This window comes from Alkalihalophilus pseudofirmus OF4, from assembly GCF_000005825.2.
Classification (GTDB): Bacteria; Bacillota; Bacilli; order Bacillales; family Bacillaceae_D; genus Alkalihalophilus; species Alkalihalophilus pseudofirmus.
This window is the reverse complement of record NC_013791.2, coordinates 3153459-3175226: the sequence shown is the minus strand read 5'-3', so window position 1 is coordinate 3175226 and position 21768 is coordinate 3153459. Positions and strand designations below refer to the sequence as shown.

The window sequence follows — 21768 nt, the reverse complement described above, 5'->3', positions numbered from 1 at the left end:
CGCCTCAACTCGCATTAGTCGCGGGCTGGGGCGTTTTCTATGTATTTCAGCAATTCTCCAGGTGTTAGATTCAGTCCTTCGCAAAATTTATCTAATGTTTCGTAGTCAATGCGTTTAGAGGCATCTGATTGAAAGCCTTTAATAGTATTACGACTAACTCCGGTTAATTCAACGACGTCTTTATTAGATAAGCCGCGCTTTTCCATAATTTCACCAAGTGTACAAATAATCATAAGATCCCCTCCAAAATAATTTTATGTCAGCATGTTGACATTTAGACGTATCAATTGTATGATGATTACAGAAGGTCAGGATGTTGACATACAGACAAATTGACTACTAACTATTTTAACACTAAACGGAGGGGAAATTAACATGAACAAATTAATCGGATTTATTTTTCAACCGGAAATGAATGCTTTCCTAGTAACGTTGGCTGCGACTGGCGAGCAGTTAATAATTGAAGTAGAAGACTTTGACTCATTTATAGTCGAGCAAGGCTTTGCAGCACGAGGCGCCTATCTAGGCGGATCATATGTAAACTGCGAAGTGATCGAAGAATTGGGATTCACGTTACCGCATCAAGCGGAGGCGATGTTAGCATGAATTTCAGTCTAACGACAATCAAGGACTCCTTCGAATCGGATGGACGCATTAAGACGGAGCGGCATAGCGCATTAGTTGATCATAAGAATCGCATCGCAATATATACAGCACGAGACGAAGTAAGACTTGGCGCAGTAGATGCTGATAACCGTCTAGGTTGGTCGATCCTTTTGGCAGAAGGCATTCGTAAGCCGGTCGGGCTTACCGAGCTATATGGTCGACTACAAGCGCTATCAGCATACGATTACTTTCGGCTATATGCGGATCGATGTTCCGATTATAGCTTCGGTTTAGAGCGTTTGGTGTAGTTGGCGTCTCCGATGAACGCGCAAGGGTGTGGCAGCCCGATCGGGGAATGCGTCGGAGGAGCATCGGGGTATCGGCAAATACCCTACATAGATAGTCGGTTACGGCAATAATCGGCTAATAACGAAGGCCTCTTTAGGCGAGGGGCTTTCTAGGAGAGGAGCGGCATTGGCGTGTCGTTCCTTTAATTATATATTAGAACATATGTTTGTGTAAGTCAATAAACTTATTACGTCAGCTTTTCGGGGTTGGATTATTTTTTTAAAAACTAATTAAGGGAAAGTGTGCGACATAGCGGCTCAAAACGGTCTAGAAGTATATAGGGTTAAAAATTCTTTTCCCCTCGGAGGGGTTCTTTTGCGTATAGTCTTATGAAGACTTTTTTATGTCCCAATTTAATGGGTTACTGTCCCACATAGTAAGTGAGTATATAAAAAGTTTATCTATTTTTGCGCAGAATGGCATGTTTAGATTGTAGGATTTATTAAGGGGGGAAAAACATGAACGAACAGAAGCAATTACCGAACGATAAAAAGGAATTGTTAGAAGGGAGGAACTACGAAATGTATAATCTCGACGTCATACGTAAGGTATTTCCGCGCATCATAGCTGAAATTCAAGCGAATCACGGTCGAAATCAGCGGAAATTCCAGTCGCGTGACCTTATAGCGCTGTATTTTTACCTATTATCGTATGTGGACGGCAATTATTTACGCAAAGATGGCACGCAAAATGAGCGGTTTGGAGCTGCATTTCCGAGCGTGGCCCGCATTAAAAGCGCGTTAGGTATAGACGAAAAGAGGATTCCGAAGCTAGTTGGAATTTTAGTGGCGAACGGACTAATATCCGAGACTCGCGATCATTGGGATGGAACGAGGCGTGCAAAGTGGTACTTTGTTTCATTCTGCCCGCGGATAACTGATGACGGCTACCTGGTGAGTGAAAATGGGGAGATTATAGAGCCGAATTTTAGCGATTACGGTGTCTAACGGAGGTATGGAAATGGGTGTTAGACGGAGGATTGGATAGGGTGCTCTATCCCCCAAGTAAACATACCAATACGTAACATACCAATATGTAACATACCAACAAAAGATAGCGGGGGCAAAGTCAAAAGAACAATGGCGGGAAGAAGAACACTTCCCTTAACCTGCATTCACATTCGTTCATTTGGTTATCTACTATTGCGCGATATTTAAATTAAAAAGATAACGCGATATTAAGTACACGATATATTGCGAAGAGAAGCAAAGTCAAAAGATAAGGGGCAGGGTAGTCACGGCGCGCCTGGAAATCAGAGGAGGAGATTACGATGATTAGAAACGAAAAGAAACTTGAAGCGAAGGCGAAGGAAGTATTCAAAATGGTAGGAAGTAAATATGCTGCGCCAGAAGCTGTATTGAGGATAAGCACTCAAATTATCGCACTTGGGTTGCCGGAAATGGATGCAGTCAGCGCGAAGCAGCGTCAAAGTAATGCCAAAAAGGGAGTCGTTTTCGAAGGAGTACGTGGTGAAATTGAGGGATTTACTAACGCAATCCTAAAAGCCGATGAAAACAAGAGAAGGAGCCAAGTTCTGAATAAAACGCGTGAAGAATGGGAAGCTTTGGAGTTTGAGTATACCGGTTACATTCCGAAAGTAAATGCCTACGGGGAAACTATTTGCGCATGTTGGAGGTGTTCAGAGGCGTCAGCAAATAACAGTAAATATTGCGGGGAGAAATGTAGCAATGAGCAGAAGCGGGCTCTACGACAATTTAAAAAATACGGTACATATTTACCGACCGAAGCCTTCCAAGAAGTTCGCGAAGAAAACAAAGAGAAAAGGGAGAGAAGAAATACACTCACAATGCAGGAATACGAGCGAGCAATTGATAAGCAAATTAATGAGATTGGAGTTAAAAAGAAGGCACCAACTAGCGACTCTCTTGAGGGGCACAAGATAAAGGTACTAGGGCTGGACTACAGTAACTCTCAGGCGAGATTGCTTAGCGGTAAAGTAAATGAGTTTAAGATGTCTACTCCGATGCTTAAATGGTACCTTGCAATGGCATATGGGACAAAGCAAGAAGTAGAGTCGGTTGAGAATATGCTTATGGAACTCAATCACGTATATAGTGAGGAAGAGAATATTCATTTACCGGCGGTTGTCTAAGGACAAGCGTCTTTTTTTATGTCCAAATTGCTAATAAAAACTAACAATTGAGGAGGGTACTAAATGAAATTAACTTCTATTCAAGTAAAGAAAATTAGAGAGGTTTATGGTTTGACACTAGTTGAAATGAGTTCGCTAATGGGAGTTACTGATGCTCATCTATGCAATATCGAAAATGGTAAAAGGAGACTAACTGATAGATTAATTTTAAGACTGAAAAGAGAGCTAGAGTTAACGGAAAAAAAACTGGACCGTATTATGAGTATTCATAGCGAGTTCCAATTGGAGGCGGACATTGAGTCTTAAAACGGAAATTCAACGACAAGTTAAAAGTGAATGCGCAACATATGCAGGTAACGGGCGGTGTCTACTAGATAGGCAGTGTCCTTTTTTCGGTGCTGGCGAATCTTTTATACGGTGCTCTTATTACGAGAATTGCGTAATGCCAGGCGATGAATCTTTAACCGCTCGATATTGGAATGCGCTCGGTAATTCTGAATCACTTGCGGACTATTGCGAAAGCTGCAAGCAGCCGTTTCAAAAGCGATCCAATGCGCAGAAATATTGCTCGAGCTGCCAGTCGAAAATCAATGCGGAGCAACGTCGTAAAAGGGACCGAGAATATAGGGCAAGAAAACGACGCATTCAAGCCGAAATCAGCTAAATTTAGCGTGTTTTTAGCGTGTATACGCAAGGTTATGATGCGCCTAGTGTATTTGTAAGGTAATAGCAAATATGACGTTCTAATGCGTCGTTTTAAGGAGGAACGAAAATGGATTGCTTATATTATGCTCACGAACATTATGGACCGTACGGAGAGCAACGAAAGTATTTAGAACGTGAGGGCGGCCGGCCGTTATTTCCGGATAACGTGGCAATTATTGAGTTCGATGCAAAACCTTTCAATGATGGTTTTCTCTGTGAATACCAAGTTAAGACGATAGTAGGCGAGACGCTCGGATTTGAGCGGTTCTTTAATGAAACGAAAATTGAAGCTGAAGCGCGGCTTCTTGCTTTGGAGAAAGCTGTAATAGTTGCGAATACGTACAAGAGTCACGTAATGACATTGGTCGGCGGCAAGCTTTCCAGTGACATTGCGACGGTTCTCAAAATAAAAATTACAATTGCGAAGGAGAATGCAGAATGAACGAAATTTGGAAGAATGATGCAGAAACGTTAGAAGCTTTAGCGTGGATCAAACCTACAGGACACGTAAGCAAGCGAGAAGGGAAGAAGTCCAAGACCGAAAAGCCCGCACAAGATCGGCTCGCATGGTTCAATACTGCGCGAGGTTATGGTTATACCGAGAAAGACGTATTCATACATCGCGACTCTGTAATTAGTGGGGAGCCACGCCCGGGGGCAGCAGTGACGTATGAGCTAAAAGAAACGCGCAAAGGTAAACGAGGCGAGCGCGTATGCGTCCTTTAATTGTTGCGAATGTTGAGCAATTAGAGAGCGAAATGTTCTTGGTCGCGATACTTTATGGCGCTGACGGACTTTGTGCCGACAAGATTATCGTTAAGTTTGATGGCTATGGCGACGCGTTTGAACGCTTGAAGAAGCTCGGTGGCGATGATTTCGAGCTATATACCGCGGACAAGCAGCTATTTAAGGGAGCGTTGGAAGTTGCCGGCATTGCTGTATCTATTAAACGACCAAGTGACGTCGATGATACACGGCGCGAGATTGAATTGATCGCTGACTTGCTGCGTGAAGTACATGAAATAGAGCCAGTAATAAAAGAGGAGCGACCGAAGCCTTCTAAGTTGCGGGGGTTCTTGGTAAAAAAGCTAGAAAAAATATTGATGAAATTGCGAGGGGATTACGATTATGAAATTTGAGCTGTTAGATCAGTACACAGAAGAAAGAGCGGCTAGAGTGCGCCAATCAAGTGAAATGAGTTTTCGCGTTAAACAGGCAGAAGAAGAAGTGCAAGGCTTGAAAGCAGAATATGAAGCAAAACTACGGGCGTCTCTTATTGACGGTAAGGACATTACTAAAGAGTTGGACGCGTTAGACGAGAAGATCAAAGAAGCTGAAAAGGCACACGCGAGACGGAGACAGGAGCAGACGTTATTTACGCAAATGAAAACAACGTCAATTACGCCGGACGACATCGTTGAAGAGTGGCGCAGTAAGTATCTGCCGGAATTTAAAGCTATTAAACTAGCGCCAGCCTACGAGAAAATGTTCGAAGCTAAGAAGCAATGGGTCGAAGCATGGGCCGAATACCAAGCGGCAATCGCTGAATACAACGATGAAAAACAAGCGACGATTCACGAAGTAGGCGATTACGTGTATTACAAGCTAGGCAAGATCGAAGCTGACGCTGATGAACGCGATAAATACTTCTTTGGTGAGTACGACGCCAGCAAGTGGGCAGACAAACACGTTAAGGGGGCGAAATAATGAGCGTAATCTTAGAATCGCAAGTAGAAAAGGCGAAGGCAGAAGCTCAACAGTCCGGCAATCCTCGCAAACTAGCGGAGTACAGCCGATTAAAGCAACTATATCGCGAGCAATTAAACGTATTATTCGACGAAGAGAATCCGTTCTTGCGTAGTTTCAGAGGCGAAGCGCTCGATGAAATGAAGGCGAAAGCAGAAGCGGACGGCGCCACTAATGCGGATAAAGAGCGTTATGCAATTCAAGCGGACCGTTTCAAAATGCAAGAAGAAGGCAGGCGGGCGCATGTCGGCATTCATGAGGCGAAGGCTACATTGAGGCAAGCGTTACAAAGCGGCGAAGTAAAGCCGGAGCATGAAAAGATGGCGCGTGACTTAGCTGCGTCAAACTCTACCAACGAAAATGTTTCGATCTTTACGCAGATTCAAAGAGCTTTAAATTAATTTCAAATACCACACTAAAAAGGAGTCGGTCATTTATGAGTATTCAACAAATTAAGGAACGTATTGAGAAGGTAAAGTCATTAAAATATACAACGCCTGGAGAAGCGAAAGGTAATAGCTCGATGGCGCAAGCAGCAGTAATCTTCAATGAAGTCAAACAGAAGCTAAGCGAAGTAACAAACGATCGAACTTTATCAGCTTTTGGTATGGCCGAAAAAGAACGCGAAATTAAGAAAGAAGGCGCTCGCCAATTAGCGAAGATTATCAGTGTTATTGAGAACGTTAAGCAAAAAGAGCTTGAAGAGGCGGAACAAGTTGCGAAAAAGCTAGCGACAAGTCCGGAAGCGAAACCTGCTGACGTTGATATTGCGCTATTTGAGCAGAAATTCAGCGAGCTTAAAACGGAACTAGCGGTCTTTCCGAGTCGGACAAGTGCTCAAGCAATGCTCGACTTTATTTCCGGAATTGAATCGCCTTATTTTGCAAACAAAGTCGCGAGCGAGTTCGCTAGTTTCGGCGCTCAAATGAGTGCGCATACGGATCCAACTCGATTAAGAACAGTGTACGACGGTTTAAAGATTACAGGATCACGTTCTGAGAAAGTAGCTGCGCAAGATTTACTAAAAGAAATTGAAGCACTTAAAGGTAGCTCGGCGGTTGATGAAATGCAAATTAATGTCGGAGTTTCTAAACTGTTCGGCGAAGGTTACCAATCGTTAGTAAGAGATTATAAAAGTTTTATGTAACTTAAACATACTGCGATGAAGCTCGGATGCCTAGACATCATTCGATGTGGAGCTATGGATTCCTCCAATAAAAAAATCAAAAAGGGGTTGTTACGATGAAGATGAAATTTTACGAAGGAAAGCCGGTCATTACAGAAGACAGCGAAGTATTAGCAATGGTAGGCGACACTTACATTGAAACGGCGGACTATAAAGCCGAGCGAGACAGGTCGGCAGTGGCTCGAATTACAAGTGACCATGTAAATGCTGATAAGCTTAGTCGCGCGTATGGTGCAGCATTAACGTACAAGACACCGGAGTCAGCGGCAGTTTATGCTCGATTGAAAGGCGAGTTCTTAGCGCAGTACAACTAACTGAATAGAAATTCCTCCAATTTACGACGTCCGCAATGGGCGTCTTTTTTATTTATTCAAAAGGCGGTGATTAATTGAGCTTCATTTATGTAATTGGCTTTATTGTAATGCTTGCGTATCTGTACTTTACCGTTCAGATCGGCGGGCTATTTCTTTACCTACTAAAAAATGAAATTAGAAAAGAGGAGATCAAATGAAAACACTGACAGGATTATCCGAGCTATTCACTTCGATTCACGCCGAAATGGGAACCGGCATCATTTCCAAGCGATCCATTCGCAAACTTAAGGAGTACGACCGCTTCATTGATGGGCTTGAAGGCGAAACAAAAGAAGCGATGCGGGGAATATCCGATGCTCTCCAAGCTATGGCGGTGTCATTACGAAAGTATGACTACGATGAATGTGAACGCATTAACGACAGGATTATTGAGGTCAGCGAGAAGTGGGTGGTATAAATGGCGTTTAATTTAGAGGCTGTTTTAAAGCTAACTGATAAATTCAGTAAACCGCTAAGAAGCGCCAGTGAAGGCGTAAGTAAATTTAGCGATCAGATAGAAAAAAATCAAAAGAACTTCGAAAAATGGGGCGGTGCCCTTCAGAAATTCGGTAAAGTCGGATCGGTCGCTGTCACGGCGCCTTTAACAGCTATTGCGGGTACTTCAGTTAAGACAGTCGCTGCTTTCGATGATTCTATGGCGAAAGTACAAGCGATCAGCGGCGCCACAGGTGAGCAATTTGAAAAGATGCGCGAACAAGCGATGCAGCTCGGTTCTACGACAGCGCACTCGGCGTCCCAAGTAGCGGATGCCCAAAGTTACATGGCACTAGCCGGCTGGAATGCAAATCAGATTATGGAGGCGTCTCCTGGACTTCTAAACTTAGCGAGTGCTGCGTCAATGGATCTCGCAAGTGCTTCCGACATTCTAACCGATCAAATGGCCGCTTTTGGAATGGAAGCCGGTAGAGCTGGTGAAGCAGCCGATATGTTTGCTAAAACGCAAGCGGTCGCTAATACTGACGTTCATATGCTCGGTGAGGCTCTTAAATATGCGGGCGGTGCCGCTGCTTCAGCCGGTATGGATATGGCGCAAACAAACGCCGTACTCGGAGTTCTTGCCAACCAATCCCTCAAGGGGTCGCAAGCCGGTACGACATTAACGTCAATGTTGTCAGACATGCGTAATAAAGCGGTTGATGGCATGCTGGCGATAGGAGATATGACGTTAGAGCTATATGACGCGCAGGGGAACATGCGTGACTTAGGCTCGGTAATGGGAGACGTCGAAAAGGCTACGCAGGGAATGACTACCGCGCAGAAAGATGCCGCATTAGGTTCGATATTTGGCGAACAAGCGATGCGAGGAGTCAATGCGATGCTCCAAGAAGGATCGGCGAGCTACAACAAGCTTGAAGAAGCGATACGAGGCTCGACTGGATACGCAGAAGAAGCAGCCGGCATAATGGAAGATACGCTAGGCGGGGCGTTCCGGAGTATGAGGTCCTCGATTGAAGGCTTTATGCTCGTACTCGGCGACCAGTTAAAGCCGTATGTAAGACAAGCTGCCGAATTTATCGGGGAATTAGCATCTAAGTTCGGCGCACTTGATGACCGTTCACAAAAGATCATTATCGTACTTGGTATTTTAGCGGCAGCTATTGCTCCTATTGCGCTAGGCATAGGCATTGTACTTTCAATGATTCCGTCGATGGTGGCCGGATTCAAGATGCTAGCTGCAGCAAAGGCAATGTTAAACGTTACTTTATTGGCCTCTCCAATCACATGGGTTATCGCAGCGATCGTAGGATTAATCGCGGCCGGATATTTATTGTGGAAAAATTGGGACACGGTTAAAGAGAAGGCGCTTCAATTATGGGAACGTTTAAAAGACAATCCAATGCTCGCAATTGTAGCTGGACCAATAGGCGCTTTAATCGCGGCCGGTATCTCGCTTTATCAAAACTTCGACACGATCAAGGAGCGCGCATTACAGCTATGGGCACGACTGAAAGATAATCCGATGCTTGCTATTGTTGCGGGTCCTATTGGCGCACTAATTGCGGCAGGCGTATCTTTGTATCAAAACTTCGATGAGATCCGCGCTAAAGCAGCCGAATTGTGGTCGGGCATTAAATCGAACTTCACCGACATCGGCAGAAAGACTCGCGAAACGTGGGACGAGGTTAAAACGAAGATTAGCGACTCTATGTCATCGGCTACTTCAGCGGTAAGCGACTTCTTTAGTCCGCTAATGTCGTTCATTGATACTGCGAAAGGCAAGTGGGACTCATTTACGAGCGCGATTACTAACTTTAAGATGCCGAGCTTCAGCGGAGCTATTAATTTAGTAACAGGCGGAAGAGCAGGAAATGGGAACGGACATTATCACGGGTTAGATAACGTCAGATATGATGGATATCATGCGAGACTTCACCGCGGTGAAATGGTATTACCACGCGAAGAAGCACAAGCATACCGAGAAGGTCGCGCCGGTGGTGGTAATGGTGGTGGTACTACCGTAACTATCTCCGGAAATACTTTCCACGTACGCCAAGAGAGCGACATTGAAGCAATTGCTGAAGAGTTAGGTAAACAAATATTACGACATAAACCAAGTTTAACGGGGGCGTTTTAATTGACTATACACCGAAGTTTAAGAATCGAGGGCAGTGGTACCGCCAAATTAGCACAAGTTATCGAGAGGCTTGGCTACAATACAGATACTAAGTTAGAGCGAGCTACTGTACTCGAGCCAATGCCGAATATGCGCATTAGAATGAACAGCGATGAGATCGAATTAGATCGCGCTTTCCTAACCGTCACAAGGTCGGCTGCTAATTTAAAAGTCGGAGAGCAAGCGCTTGTTGCATGGGATGAGCGAGAGCAGTTTTGTGTAGTGTTAGACGAAATTATTTAAACGATGAGGGGCGCTTAATTGCGTCTCTTTCTCTTTACATAGCTTTAGTCGCATCTAGCCGGACATTGTTCGTTTATTGCGTATACATATAAGAAGAAACACATCGCAAATATGAGCGGGAATGACCGCCGGTGTCCGACTACATGCGACTATAGAGTCTAACGTCCATTTTTGCGGACATATATAGAAGGAACGGAAATCGAACGTTAGACTATTTGGACTCTAAACCTGCGAGGGGGTCCAGATAGACACGCGTCGGAAACTTTTCGAGCTTGTGATCCGCTGTGATATTTAACTGCGAAAGGCTTCGGATAGAGGCGCAGAGTGTAACGTTCAGTACCGATTACGCACTATATAGAAGAAAGGCGTCAGTAAGGCGGTCATAGTCGGTATTTTCCGTTACACTATTTACACTCTACGACTGCGACACGGGTCAGACGGAGAGGCATCGGAAGTTTTCGAAAGGGTACGCATATATAGAAGGAAGTGTACCGGGGCTATTCCGAATACTTCCGATATTACCTGCGACACGGTCCTTGCGCGTGGGGTCCGGAATACTTTGAACACGCAAAAAAGACGCCCTTTATTGAGCGCCTTCTTTCCTCCGATCCAATTCGCGGTACAAAGAGCCTTTACTAACTCCGGTAAGCTCCGTAATTTCCCTCACGCTATGAGACTTAGCTTCGTATAACCGCACCGCATGATCTAGCTTGCGAGCGTCAGTCTTAGGGCGACCACCTTTGCGACCACGAGCCCGCGCCGCTTCTAATCCCGCCTTAGTGCGTTCCCTTATCATATCTCGTTCCAGCTCGGCAATCACGCCGATCATACGAAACATCGCCTTGCCGATGGGCGTCTTGGTGTCCATATTATCGTTTATGCTTACGAGCTCCGCACCGAGTTCGTCGAGTAGGTCCGCCACCTCGATTAGCTTCTTGGTGGAACGGGCTAGGCGGTCTAGCTTATAGACGACGAGGGTGTCACCTTCGCGTAAGGTGTCGAGTACCCTCGCTAGCTCGATGCGGTCATCCTTGCCGCCGCTTGCCTTTTCCGTGTATATCCGTTCGCATCCGGCTTTGTTTAATGCGTCCATTTGTAAGTCGAGCGATTGATCCGCTGTTGATACGCGAGCATATCCGATAATCATAATAACGCCTCCTAGTATTCGTTAGGCTTATCGTATCATAAACGTATGTTATCGGTCAATAGATAATGAAACGGATATCGTACCGATTTATTGATTCATTTCAGCGCAAAAGTTTCGTTTTATTTAACGTTTCATAAACTATCGTTATCGGACTAGGTGCGGACGGGGTGAGTGGAGAAGTGGCGGCGACCCCCATAGCCTAGGGTCGTGTGTACCGGCATCTTCTTCGGATACACCGCGAATTTTTAGAAAACACTTTGACTCTTCATGAAAGGTGATAAATAATTGTAAAAATATAGTGAGTATTGTGTATTTATGTAGTATAGTAAAAATATACTATATCGAAAGGCGTGGTTATTTTGACAATGTATCTTAGATTTCAGCACAAAGGTAATAAATATAGTGATAAATTTTTTTCTATATTGGACCATACGCATGAAGGGATAATTAATGCAGTAGAGATATATAAAGAAGATGGTAAGATTGAAGTTCTTCACTGCGCAAAACAATCATTAACGCACTACACTTATGAAGCACATGAAAATAAAAGAATTGAAGGGCAAAGTTGTGTAATTACAATTAATAAAACTGAGTACCCATTTAAATTGATAGAGAAAATCGTGGAAGAATATGCATATCCTAATATCGAGTCTCTAAGTAAACAGAATAAACTTGTAACTATTAAGTTGAATACAGGCGATACATTTGAGGTTTCGAATGAATTTCATGATTATAGAGATTATAAAGAGAGTATGGATAATGATATAAATGAATTTTTAAGGGCATTAAAAAGGAACTTGTAATATTCGTTGTTGCTAGCAACGTCATACGTGCAACTAACTTTTGCGCGGTAGGTAATCGGTCGTTAGGTGCAGCGAAACGTTCTTTATATTGCGCCAACCAACGCCTGTATGTTAAGATTGCGTTATATTACATAATTTTCGGGAAAGTGTATGATAAACGTGGCTTAACGTTAGGCTTATCGTATAGACTTGCCGTATATAGAAACGTGGAATGGTTCGGAAGTATCGCTGGCAGCGAAGAGGTCAGCGGTTCGAGCCCGCTATGCTCCATAAAAAAAGAAAGGCGACCAAATGCGGTCGCCTTTTTTTGTTAGTGTATTTTATATTCTCCTACTTCGTAATTAGATTGCTCTTCATGCTGTTCGTTGAACTAATAGCTTTAACATTATTGAACTAATAACTTTAACATCCTTGGACTCTTTATTGCTAATATTTTAACTGTAATATACTATCACTAGCTAAAATGACTCAAGTAATAAAGAACTAATGAAATTTAAAGGGCTTATTACTCATTTTCAAATATCTTACAAGTGGATGAAGGGAAATTACTTAGAGAACCGAACATTTAAAAGGCGGTAAAAACATACGAGGAGGAATACGATGAAAAAATGGATTGCAGGATTAACATTAACAGGGTTATTGGCTTTTGGTGGCTCAGGAGTCTTAGCTGAGGAAAAAACGGACTATATTATTACATTCTCACAACAAACAATTCCAAAGGCTATTGTGGAAGAGATGGCTGATTTAGGAGTAGATGTTTTACAGGAAGTCCCGCAAATAGGAGTAATCAATGTGAGCACTTCAAATCCTGAATTTAAAGCATGGGCTCAACATCACGGTGGAATTGCAGCTGTTGCAGAGGATGTAGAACTGCGATCCCCAGAAGTTGAACTAGAGCGAGCGTACGAAATAAATCAATTGAGAGTCAATGCGAGTGAAGCTGATTTGTATGAGGAGTACCAATGGGATATTAAACGCGTAACTAATAACGGAGAATCATGGAAATTGAATGCTGGTAACCACGATGTCTTAGTAGGGGTTATTGATTCTGGAGTTGATACAACTCACCCTGATCTTAAGGATAATCTATTATTTGCAAAATCATTCGTTCCAGGAACAGCAGACAACTCCTACTCTGGCATGCATGGAACGCATGTGGCTGGTACGATTGCAGCTAATGGTCGAGTGATGGGAGTTGGTCCGGAACTTGCCATGGCCTCTTATAGAGTTAGTAATTGGACGAGTATATTAGCAGGAATTACTACTGCTGCTGATGATGGCGTAGATATTGCGAACTTGAGTCTTGGAACTTACAGCATGATGAATAACGAGCAGCAAAGAACTCTTCACCTTTCAGCTTCGCGTGCTGTGAGATATGCACAAAGCAAGGATATGATGATCGTAGGTGCTAATGGAAATAATGCCATTGATTTAGGGAAGAAAATGTATACGATTCCTGGAGAAGGAGCGCAATGGTCAGGGCCTCTCCATGATACATTCTCTGATATACCATGGGTTATTAGCGTGTCATCTTCTACGATTCATGATGAATTAGCTTATTACTCAAACTATGGAAATGTAGATCTTGCAGGACCTGGCGGGGATACGGAGGCAAGAGCTCTTTCAACCGTACCTGGGGGATATGGCTATGCGATTGGTACGAGTATGGCTGCTCCTAAAGTTGCTGCTTCACTTGCTTTAGTAAAAGCAGAGAATCCGGAATTGACTCCAGCGCAGATTCGTACTTTATTACAGCAAACAGCAGACTTTGGCACAGGAAAAAGCCGTCAACATTTTGGTCATGGAATTGTAAACGTTTATGAGGCACTAAAAAAATAACATCAACAAAAAGCTGCCAAAAAGGTATAGAAACCTTTTCGGGCAGCTTTTTAATTAAGGACTACTGATTTTGAATATCATTACTCTGTGAAATATCCGATAAAGCCTCTTCAGCTTCATTTTGAAGCGTGTTTTCAACAGCTAAGTCGCCAAGAGCAACCATACCAACTAATTGACCGTTATCAACAACTGGCAGGCGGCGGATTTGGTGCTGGGCCATTAAAGCAGCTGCTTCATGTGCATCCATTGTAGATGTTCCTACTGTAAGGTTGCTTGTCATACATTCGCGTACCGGAATATGTGTTGAAGTACCCTCCGCAGTTGAACGCAGAGTGATGTCACGGTCGGTAATCATACCTGCTACTTGACCATTTTCAACAACAGGGATGGATCCGACATTATGTTCTTTCATAAGAGCTGCTGCTTCTTGGATCGATTGTTCTGGTGTGACAGAAAATACTTGAGTGGACATAAGATTTTTTAGGTTTTGTGGCATTACGCTCACTCCTTTCGTATCTACTATTTGTTGTTTAGAGTGATTTATACTTGATTATTTCAAGAACGTTTAGGGTACATATAGAAAAAAAGAAAAGACAAAAAGAATGGAGGGGCTGTGCAATGCCTTGGAACAAAAATGATTATCCAGATGCGATGAAGAATTTAAACAAAGAAGTGAAAGAAAAAGCAATTGAAATTGCTAATTCATTAGTAGAAGATGGTTATGAAGAAGGAAGAGCGATACCTATTGCAATTGATGAAGCAGAGAAAATCGGGAACACAAAGAACGATGAAATTTATCAATTAATAAATCAAAATGATCAATGGGCGATCAAGAAAGAAGGAGCAGAGAGGGCAAGTAAGACATTTGAAACGAAAGAAGAAGCGCTGAAATATGGAGATGAGCTGTTAGCGAAAAAGCAGATTCAATTAAAAGTTTATAAAAAAGACGGTGCACTCGAGCGGACCAAGAAATACAGTGAAAAATAAAGGAAACAGACTGGGACATAACCACAGTGTTTGACTCATGATATGAACAGCTCTAATCTAGCGGATGATGTTCACGCAAGGTCTACTTTGGAAGTAAAGAATGTCACTCAGAAGTCCGCCTTACAGTAGGTGTTAACCTCTGCTGCAGGTACTCGCTTTCCGCGGGCGGTCCGGAAGCTTCCGCGGAAAGCGTAGTATATTTCGGGAGCTGCATACATAGGCCGCATCGGGAAGTTGAATTTACATAACATCAAACAGTTAATCGCTCAATAAGTTTAAAAGGGAGTTCGCGCTTTTTTTTGACTGGTTGGAGACCCTCTCTGATCTTATAAAGTGTTTTCAATGCTTCACTGCCCATTTCTTTAATAGGAATACCTATAGTAGAAATATCCATTACTTTTGAAATGTCTTGATTATCAAAACTTAACACAGCCAAGTCTTGTGGAATGTTTAACTGATGCTTTGCTGCTTCTAAAATGACTCCCGCTGCAAGCTGATCATTTGTGGTTAAAATAGCAGTCGGCTTTTCTTTTAGCAACAAGTATTTTTGAACGATAGAAACACCATCTTCCATTGATAAGCAGTGGTCAAATATCCAATTTTTTCTGATAGGTTCTTTTATTTGCTCCATCATTTTCTTATAGGAATGAATTCTTTTTTTGCTGTTGATCCCATCCGTTCGATTTAACGCGATGGCCATTTTTTTATGCCCTTTAGAATGAAGATATTCTAAGCCATAACTAAACGCTTGATCATGAGGGATGCTTATTGAATAAAAATCATCTTGATCAGTATCTTCTAAAAGGATGATCGGACCATATTCTTGATAGGTTCTTACTTCAATAAGTGAAATGGCACGTGAACAAAATATAATTCCGTCCATAAGATGTCCCCTTAATAGCTCCAAAGCTTCTCTTTCTTTTTCGGTTTCATAATTAGATTGAATAAGCACTAATTGAAGGTGGAGTTTTCTAGCTTCCTCAGCAAGACCTTCTACAATTTCACTGAAATACGGAAGGTCAATTTTTGGGAGGATCACCCCGACAAGATTTGAGTGTTTATTTGCTAATTGGATAGCTTTTAAATTTCTAGAGTAATTAAGTTCTTTTATAGCTTGGTGCACAGCCCTTTTTTTCTCTTTACTTACATAAGGGTGGTCGTTTAGTACTCTTGAAACAGTAGCTACTGACACTTGTGCGATCTTTGCAATTTCTCGAATCGTCGCCATGAGCAATCTCCCCTCAATTTAATTTTTGAAAAATCACTTGCTATGTAACGCGTTTCATACATTACCTTTTTAGTATCAGCTTAAAAAGGAGTGGATGAAGCATGGTAGCAGGTGTGTTAATTATCATTGTTTTATGTATGATTGAATTAATCTTAGCAAGTCACGTAACAAAAGACCAACAAAGATCGCTGATGAGTGTGTATGATTTTTTTGATCAATCAAAATAAACTAAGTTTGTCTGTGTTCTGTATGAGCGGTCAAACACATATCATTTAACTAGTGTGATGAGGGGGGATGATATGTTTTATCATGTGAAGGAACTGCAATATTGGGCGAAGCCAGAACGACCGGATCCAGTTTATGCGAAGAAACTTCAAGAAATACTGGGTGGACAATTTGGTGAAATTTCAGTAGCTATTCAATATTTGTTTCAAGGGTGGAATACAAGAGGGAATGAAAAGTACAGGGATATGCTGATGGATGTGGGGACAGAGGAGCTTGCACATATTGAAATGTTAACGACAATGATTGCTCACCTGCTAGAGGGGGCTCCAGTCGATCAGCAGGAGCAAGCTGCCCAAGATCCTGTGCTAGGTGCAATATTAGGAGGTATGAATCCGCAGCATGCTATTGTTTCAGGGCTCGGTGCGATGCCGGTAAATAGTGTAGGTGTTCCTTGGAATGGCGGTTATACTATTGCAAGCGGGAATTTATTAGCTGATTTTAGAGCGAATTTAAATGCTGAGTCTCAAGGAAGACTTCAAGCTGTAAGATTGTATGAACAGACAGACGATCGTGGTGTAAAGGATATGCTCTCCTTTTTAATTGCAAGGGACACAATGCACCAAAATCAATGGCTCGCTGCCATTAGTGAACTAGAAGCTCAAGAAGGTGTCATTGTTCCAAGTACTTTCCCAAGAGAGCTTGAGAAACGAGAAGTATCTCATTTATTTATCAATTTATCAAGGGGAGAAGAAAGTGCACAAGGACGCTGGGCGAGCGGTCCGAGTATGGACGGGGAAGGTGAATTTCAATATTTTGCTGAACCATACCCATTTGCGGATGCGCCTAGTTTAAATCCAGCTCCTCCGTATATTCATGATACTCCTCCAATGATGTAAAAAGAACAGTCCGAGCGCCTAAGCTTGGGCTGTTCTTTTAGTAGTTATACTAATGGTTGTTCTGAAACTAGTATCCCATCCTCATCAACGTACACATAAGCTCCCGGCTCAAAGTTAATCCCTGCAAATTGAACAGCAACTTGCTCTAGCCCTTTGCCTTGCTTAATGCTTTTTAAAGGGTGAGTGGCAATGGCTCTTACGCCAATATCCATTTGGTTAATTTCCGCGCTGTCTCGAATACAGCCATAAACGATAATTCCAGGGAGCTTCCGTGTAACGGCGATATCAGCTAAATTATCTCCGAGTAAGGCACAGCGAGTTGAACCACCGCCATCAACGACAAGAACACTGCCTTCGGGGATGGTTTGGAGAGCTTTTTTTACAAGGACATTATCTTCATACACTTTAACCGTATGTACAGGGCCGTAAAAAGATTTCCGTTTGCCGAACATCTTAAAAATGGGGTCTGCTATTTTTACTTTTTCTCTAAATTCATCACATAAATCTGCCGTAATAATTTCCATGTTTTCCTCCTGGCTGAATATTCTCAGTGAAAAGTCTGACTCAATAAATTGAATCAGACTTAATAGTTAAATGTTATATAACAGTATGTTGTTTAATCGTGGTTTGCATGTCTTAGACACTTCTCGCATTGATTGAAATAAGCCTCTTGGATTTGATTAATAACCTTTCCACAATCCGTACACTCTTTCATACCAGTTCTTCTTGTAATCATCGCTTTGTAAGTCATTATTAATCGCCTCCGTTTGTTTTGTTGAATTCATTGTACTATAACAGATAAGGGGAATGCAAGTATATTTTCAGATTATTTTTAAATTTGTTTTAAAAGAAACAAAAAGGCTTAAATCACAGCCCTTTGGGAGTGCTTAAGCCTTTATAAGTTTAGATTTTATAGAACGTATTTAAGCTGACCAGCTTTTGTTGGAGAGAATTAATTTCCGTTTGGAATAAGGTGAACGTTTCTTTATTAACCAATGTCATAAATTCTTCAGCAGCATGAAGCATTGAAATAATAGCTTCTTCCTTAGGTAGATCCCAGCTCTCTAAGCATGTTTTATCATCGGTGATAGAAAGAGTGAGTCGGGTATCTTTTAAATGTAGCTGAAGTTTTAGAGGCTGATAAAGATAGTCAATGGAGTATTCTCCTGTTTGAAAAAAGTTGAAACAGAAGATTTTAAAAAAAATTGATGACTTAACAAAGAAATTATTTAGAGATTAATAAGGTTTAAGATAAGAATGACAGGGAATCTCCTATACTAAAGAGGAGGGATTACCTTGGATAATAAAGAAAAAGACAAAGTTCTTAAAGAAAGAAATGATAAGTCAAAAGCTTTTAAAGAAGATAGAAGCAAACAAAAAGAGCGGGATCAAACAGTGATGCCTGTAGATGATCTTCCGCTAGATGAGATTAAATATGAAGAAGAAGAGGAACGGAAAAAAGAAAAGACGAAAGATCGTTCAACAAGTGAAGAATAAGACCAAGCCACAGTGCTTGGTCTTATTTTATGTGTAAATAGGTTCAGATGGGGTAAGGAAGTATTAGATACAACTTAATTAAAAGGAGAGGATCATAGTGGAACGTGAACGTTATTTTGTTTCAGTAGATATGCCAGTTTTAAGTATTACTAAAACAGAAACCCCTGATAATCTTATTCAATATGAGATTTATGCAACTCCTGATGAAAAGGATGAGATTCACGCTTTGCTTGAATCGGTCAGTAATCAAGATTTTGAACCGCAGCAGATTTTTGAAAGACCGTTTCAAGAAAGAAAAGCGGATAATGAAAAAGATCACACTCAAAAAGAGATAAGAGTTTTATATGAGAAGCTTTATGCGTTAGGATCGCCTGAAACAAAAGAAATATTAGCTGATATTATGCCGGTTGGAAAAACCGATAGCGGCCAAAGTTCTCTTTAGATCGTTCTTGAAGTAATTAACCAAATGTGTATTTTTCACACATTGTCTAACAATCTCACATAATTATTTTTTAAAAATAATGTTTGAGTTCTATGAATAACGGTTACTCAATAAGTACACTAAACAAATTAGGAGGCACAATTACTATGAAAAAAGCAAAAACAATCTTAGCAGGAGCATTTATTACATCAACGATCGTTTTAGGAGCTTGTAACACAGATCAAGAGGTGGACAACCCAGCACCAGAGGATCAGGTAGAAGAGGAAGATAACACAATGGGTGATGATACTGACGACACAATCGGTGACGATGATACAACAATGGGTGACGACACTGACACTGATGAAGATAATGATATGGGCGAAGACATGGGTGACATGACTGAAGACGAAGAGCCTGCAACAACCGCATTTGGTTTCTCGACATTTGAGCTAAATGTTAACTATGATGAAATGGGCGACAACTATGATGTAACGTATGAACATGATCCAGAGGAAGTACGTGCAGAAATTGATGATTCAGTAAATGACACTCAATTAGAGGGTGATGAAGCGTATACTGAACTAGAAACGACATTTGAAGAAATGGAACTAGACAGTTCTATGAGTGAAGAAGAAATCATTGATGCTGTTGTACAAGGTTTTGGTCTAGATCCAAACTATGACAGCCTTGAGTTAACAATTACTTGGGATGATGGAACAGACCTTGATATTGAACATTCTCAAGAAGATGACACTATGTAATAACCATATAAACGAAACCACATCTACTATAGATGTGGTTTTTTTATATTGATATAGTAATAAGCTCTCGTAGACATGAGTTGATGAACATTACATAAGTGTTTGGTATATACAGGATTTCCCAACGGATGCTGTACTAATTCTTTTTTAACAGGCATAGGATGAATTAGCTTGTATCTGTCCGCTCAGTCTTTTTCATTTTACCTAGATTAAGAGAACCCCCCATTATATTAGCTGTTGCTACCTTTTAAGCAGGTTCTCTTTCTCGATGATAATAGGGGGCATTCTAATGGGAAAACGCATAGATAAAGAAAGAAATAAATCTGATAAGAAACAATGGAAACTGTTCGCTTCCGGTGTGTTGTATTTGCTCCCTGCTTTAATTGTCATTAGTGTTTTTTTATTTTATCCCATGTTAAAGACGCTTTACTTCAGTTTTTTTGTTACCACAGCTGGCGGGGTCACCCAAGATTTTGTAGGAGCCGGACATTACACTAGGCTTCTGCAGTCAGGTGCCTTTCAAACTAGTATGTGGGCAACGTTTAAGTTTGTACTTTATACCGTTCCTACAGGCATCGTCTTTGCTTTGTTTTTAGCAGTGATAGCAAATGAGAAACTTAAAGGAATGGCTTTTTTTCGTGTCATTTTTTCATCGACTTTAGGAGTGTCAGTAGCTGCGGGGGCGACCATTTGGTTGTTTTTATTTCACCCGACACTTGGGGTGCTTAATAATATCTTAGCAGTGTTCGGTATAGACGGGATCAATTGGCTGACTTCATCAGATTGGGCTTTAGTTTCTGTAGCCATAACAACCATTTGGATGAACATAGGCTTTAACTTTATTGTTTTGTTAGGCGGCCTTCAAAATATACCAGAGGAACTTTATGAAAGCAGCCGAATTGATGGTGCGGGGTATTGGCATCAATTATTCAAGATTACTCTTCCTATGTTATCTCCAACATTATTTTTTGTAAGCGTTGTCACGTTAATTAACTCTTTTCAAACGTTCGGTCAAATCGATATTTTGACCGGAGGAGGGCCGTCTAATTCAACAAATCTCATTGTCTATTCGATTTACCGTGAGGCTTTCTATAACGGAAGGTTTGGATATGCTAGTGCACAAGCGATTGTTCTATTCTTGATTATTCTTATCTTTACTGTTCTTCAATTTAAAGTGGGAGAGAGGAAGGTGCACTACCAATGATGAAAAAAATCATTCTCTACATCTTATTAATTGCTTCAGCATTGGCTATTTTCTTTCCCATCCTCTATGCATTCTCAGCAAGTCTCATGTCTACTCGAGAGATTTTCAGCGGAGCTCTCATCCCTGCATCACCTAGCGTAGAAAGTTACGGGCAAGCGTTTAATAGAGTCCCGTTGCTCCAGTTCCTTACTAATAGTTTCATTGTTTCATTTGTTGTTATGATTGGTCAGTTAATTGTCTGTAGTCTGGCAGCGTATGCGTTTGTCTTCATTCCTTTTAAGGGAAGAGGAATTATCTTTGCACTTTTTATTTCAACGATGCTTATTCCTTGGGAAGCGACAGTCATCCCTAATTACTTTACGATCCTCAATTTAGGGTGGGTTAACACGTATCAAGGATTAACTGTGCCATTTTTTGCACTAGCTTTTGGAATCTTCTTGTTAAGACAGCATTTCTTAACGATTCCTAAGGAGATCTTTGAATCCGCTCAAATGGATGGGTGTTCAAGATTTCGTTTCTATTGGAACTTTGTTCTGCCTCTTTCTAAATCTACATTAAGTGCGCTTGGGATATATGGTTTCTTAACAACGTGGAATATGTATCTCTGGCCGCTTTTAGTGACGAGTAATAATGATGTCAGAACGGTTCAAATTGGACTGAAAATGATGATTGCTCAAGAATCATCGACATCTTGGAATATGGTAATGGCAGCAGTAGTGATGATTTTGCTGCCGACTCTGCTGCTTTTATTCTTTGGCCTAAAACACATTCGTAAAGGGTTAATGGCTGGAGCTATAAAGGGATAAATATAAAAAAGGGGAG

30 protein-coding genes are annotated in these 21768 nt (G+C 41.6%); 24 read left to right on the top strand and 6 right to left on the bottom strand.

Annotated elements, in window-relative coordinates; all coding sequences use genetic code 11:
• Window positions 1–14: 14 nt before the first annotated feature.
• A complete protein-coding gene (locus BPOF4_RS15950) occupies window positions 15–233 on the bottom strand; it encodes a helix-turn-helix domain-containing protein (protein WP_012960240.1) in 219 nt (72 codons plus the stop codon).
• A gap of 142 nt (window positions 234–375) precedes the next feature.
• On the opposite strand from BPOF4_RS15950, the gene BPOF4_RS15945 reads away from it, so the two are divergent.
• The 14 genes from BPOF4_RS15945 (at window position 376) to BPOF4_RS15870 (ending at window position 9935) form a co-directional block, all read left to right on the top strand.
• On the top strand, window positions 376–606 hold the full coding sequence (locus tag BPOF4_RS15945) for a hypothetical protein (RefSeq protein WP_012960239.1): 231 nt from the start codon (window positions 376–378) through the stop codon (window positions 604–606).
• An 806-nt stretch (window positions 607–1412) separates the two neighbouring features.
• Window positions 1413–1901: a helix-turn-helix domain-containing protein gene (locus BPOF4_RS15935; RefSeq protein ID WP_012960237.1), complete on the top strand. Its 489-nt coding sequence runs from the start codon at window positions 1413–1415 to the stop codon at window positions 1899–1901.
• A gap of 323 nt (window positions 1902–2224) precedes the next feature.
• Window positions 2225–3067, top strand: a complete 843-nt coding sequence (locus BPOF4_RS15930) for a hypothetical protein (RefSeq protein ID WP_012960236.1) — start codon at window positions 2225–2227, stop codon at window positions 3065–3067.
• Between the two features lie 63 nt (window positions 3068–3130).
• Complete coding sequence (locus BPOF4_RS15925) at window positions 3131–3373, top strand: helix-turn-helix domain-containing protein (protein ID WP_012960235.1); 243 nt, start codon at window positions 3131–3133, stop codon at window positions 3371–3373.
• Window positions 3374–3839: 466 nt separating this feature from the next.
• Complete coding sequence (locus BPOF4_RS15915; protein ID WP_012960233.1) at window positions 3840–4214, top strand: hypothetical protein; 375 nt, start codon at window positions 3840–3842, stop codon at window positions 4212–4214.
• A complete protein-coding gene (locus BPOF4_RS15910) occupies window positions 4211–4498 on the top strand; it encodes a cold-shock protein (RefSeq protein WP_012960232.1) in 288 nt (95 codons plus the stop codon). The genes BPOF4_RS15915 and BPOF4_RS15910 overlap by 4 nt, the downstream gene beginning before the upstream one ends.
• Window positions 4486–4911: a hypothetical protein gene (locus BPOF4_RS15905; protein WP_012960231.1), complete on the top strand. Its 426-nt coding sequence runs from the start codon at window positions 4486–4488 to the stop codon at window positions 4909–4911. Before BPOF4_RS15910 ends, BPOF4_RS15905 begins: the two co-directional genes overlap by 13 nt.
• A complete protein-coding gene (locus BPOF4_RS15900; protein ID WP_012960230.1) occupies window positions 4901–5479 on the top strand; it encodes a hypothetical protein in 579 nt (192 codons plus the stop codon). Before BPOF4_RS15905 ends, BPOF4_RS15900 begins: the two co-directional genes overlap by 11 nt.
• Window positions 5479–5919, top strand: coding sequence for a hypothetical protein (locus BPOF4_RS15895; RefSeq protein WP_012960229.1), 441 nt, complete (start codon window positions 5479–5481; stop codon window positions 5917–5919). Before BPOF4_RS15900 ends, BPOF4_RS15895 begins: the two co-directional genes overlap by 1 nt.
• Window positions 5920–5954: 35 nt before the next feature.
• Window positions 5955–6665, top strand: coding sequence for a hypothetical protein (locus tag BPOF4_RS15890; protein WP_012960228.1), 711 nt, complete (start codon window positions 5955–5957; stop codon window positions 6663–6665).
• 95 nt (window positions 6666–6760) lie between these two features.
• Window positions 6761–7018: a hypothetical protein gene (locus BPOF4_RS15885; RefSeq protein WP_012960227.1), complete on the top strand. Its 258-nt coding sequence runs from the start codon at window positions 6761–6763 to the stop codon at window positions 7016–7018.
• Window positions 7019–7211: 193 nt separating this feature from the next.
• Entirely contained in the window at window positions 7212–7475 is a 264-nt protein-coding gene (locus BPOF4_RS15880) for a hypothetical protein (protein WP_012960225.1), read from the top strand.
• Window positions 7476–9653, top strand: a complete 2178-nt coding sequence (locus BPOF4_RS15875; RefSeq protein ID WP_012960224.1) for a phage tail tape measure protein — start codon at window positions 7476–7478, stop codon at window positions 9651–9653. It begins immediately after the preceding gene.
• Window positions 9654–9935, top strand: a complete 282-nt coding sequence (locus BPOF4_RS15870) for a hypothetical protein (protein ID WP_012960223.1) — start codon at window positions 9654–9656, stop codon at window positions 9933–9935.
• A 583-nt stretch (window positions 9936–10518) separates the two neighbouring features.
• Here the strand turns inward: BPOF4_RS15870 and BPOF4_RS15865 are convergent.
• Window positions 10519–11082 carry a recombinase family protein gene (locus tag BPOF4_RS15865; RefSeq protein WP_012960222.1) on the bottom strand — a complete coding sequence of 188 codons (564 nt, stop codon included), beginning with the start codon at window positions 11080–11082 and terminating at the stop codon, window positions 10519–10521.
• Between the two features lie 350 nt (window positions 11083–11432).
• On the opposite strand from BPOF4_RS15865, the gene BPOF4_RS15860 reads away from it, so the two are divergent.
• Both BPOF4_RS15860 and BPOF4_RS15855 read left to right on the top strand, forming a co-directional pair.
• Window positions 11433–11885, top strand: coding sequence for a hypothetical protein (locus BPOF4_RS15860; protein WP_218959097.1), 453 nt, complete (start codon window positions 11433–11435; stop codon window positions 11883–11885).
• Window positions 11886–12485: 600 nt separating this feature from the next.
• Entirely contained in the window at window positions 12486–13724 is a 1239-nt protein-coding gene (locus tag BPOF4_RS15855; protein ID WP_012960220.1) for a S8 family serine peptidase, read from the top strand.
• Window positions 13725–13785: 61 nt separating this feature from the next.
• On the opposite strand, the gene BPOF4_RS15850 is transcribed toward BPOF4_RS15855, so the two are convergent.
• Window positions 13786–14220: a CBS domain-containing protein gene (locus BPOF4_RS15850; protein WP_012960219.1), complete on the bottom strand. Its 435-nt coding sequence runs from the start codon at window positions 14218–14220 to the stop codon at window positions 13786–13788.
• A 122-nt stretch (window positions 14221–14342) separates the two neighbouring features.
• On the opposite strand from BPOF4_RS15850, the gene BPOF4_RS15845 reads away from it, so the two are divergent.
• Window positions 14343–14711, top strand: a complete 369-nt coding sequence (locus BPOF4_RS15845; protein WP_012960218.1) for a DUF2188 domain-containing protein — start codon at window positions 14343–14345, stop codon at window positions 14709–14711.
• A 250-nt stretch (window positions 14712–14961) separates the two neighbouring features.
• On the opposite strand, the gene BPOF4_RS15840 is transcribed toward BPOF4_RS15845, so the two are convergent.
• Window positions 14962–15939 (bottom strand): LacI family DNA-binding transcriptional regulator, encoded by a 978-nt coding sequence (locus BPOF4_RS15840; RefSeq protein WP_012960217.1) that lies wholly within the window; start codon window positions 15937–15939, stop codon window positions 14962–14964.
• A 101-nt stretch (window positions 15940–16040) separates the two neighbouring features.
• Here BPOF4_RS15840 and BPOF4_RS22810 point away from each other — a divergent pair, with 101 nt between their 5' ends.
• The gene (locus tag BPOF4_RS22810) at window positions 16041–16166 is read left to right on the top strand and encodes a hypothetical protein (protein WP_012960216.1); all 126 of its coding nucleotides are present in this window, start codon (window positions 16041–16043) and stop codon (window positions 16164–16166) included.
• A 72-nt stretch (window positions 16167–16238) separates the two neighbouring features.
• Window positions 16239–17060: a manganese catalase gene (locus BPOF4_RS15835; RefSeq protein ID WP_012960215.1), complete on the top strand. Its 822-nt coding sequence runs from the start codon at window positions 16239–16241 to the stop codon at window positions 17058–17060.
• Between the two features lie 44 nt (window positions 17061–17104).
• Here the strand turns inward: BPOF4_RS15835 and rraA are convergent, their stop codons facing one another.
• Window positions 17105–17584, bottom strand: coding sequence for a ribonuclease E activity regulator RraA (gene rraA / locus BPOF4_RS15830; RefSeq protein ID WP_012960214.1), 480 nt, complete (start codon window positions 17582–17584; stop codon window positions 17105–17107).
• Window positions 17585–17676: 92 nt separating this feature from the next.
• The gene (gene yhfH / locus BPOF4_RS21705; protein WP_337999213.1) at window positions 17677–17775 is read right to left on the bottom strand and encodes a protein YhfH; all 99 of its coding nucleotides are present in this window, start codon (window positions 17773–17775) and stop codon (window positions 17677–17679) included.
• Window positions 17776–18356: 581 nt separating this feature from the next.
• On the opposite strand from yhfH, the gene BPOF4_RS15825 reads away from it, so the two are divergent.
• From BPOF4_RS15825 to BPOF4_RS15805, 5 genes are all read left to right on the top strand, one after another.
• Entirely contained in the window at window positions 18357–18557 is a 201-nt protein-coding gene (locus BPOF4_RS15825; protein ID WP_012960211.1) for a hypothetical protein, read from the top strand.
• 97 nt (window positions 18558–18654) lie between these two features.
• On the top strand, window positions 18655–18999 hold the full coding sequence (locus BPOF4_RS15820; protein WP_012960210.1) for a hypothetical protein: 345 nt from the start codon (window positions 18655–18657) through the stop codon (window positions 18997–18999).
• A 146-nt stretch (window positions 19000–19145) separates the two neighbouring features.
• A complete protein-coding gene (locus BPOF4_RS15815) occupies window positions 19146–19742 on the top strand; it encodes a YusW family protein (protein ID WP_012960209.1) in 597 nt (198 codons plus the stop codon).
• A gap of 268 nt (window positions 19743–20010) precedes the next feature.
• Window positions 20011–20946, top strand: a complete 936-nt coding sequence (locus tag BPOF4_RS15810) for a carbohydrate ABC transporter permease (RefSeq protein ID WP_420796439.1) — start codon at window positions 20011–20013, stop codon at window positions 20944–20946.
• The gene (locus BPOF4_RS15805) at window positions 20943–21752 is read left to right on the top strand and encodes a carbohydrate ABC transporter permease (RefSeq protein ID WP_012960207.1); all 810 of its coding nucleotides are present in this window, start codon (window positions 20943–20945) and stop codon (window positions 21750–21752) included. Before BPOF4_RS15810 ends, BPOF4_RS15805 begins: the two co-directional genes overlap by 4 nt.
• The last annotated feature ends 16 nt before the right edge of the window (window positions 21753–21768 follow it).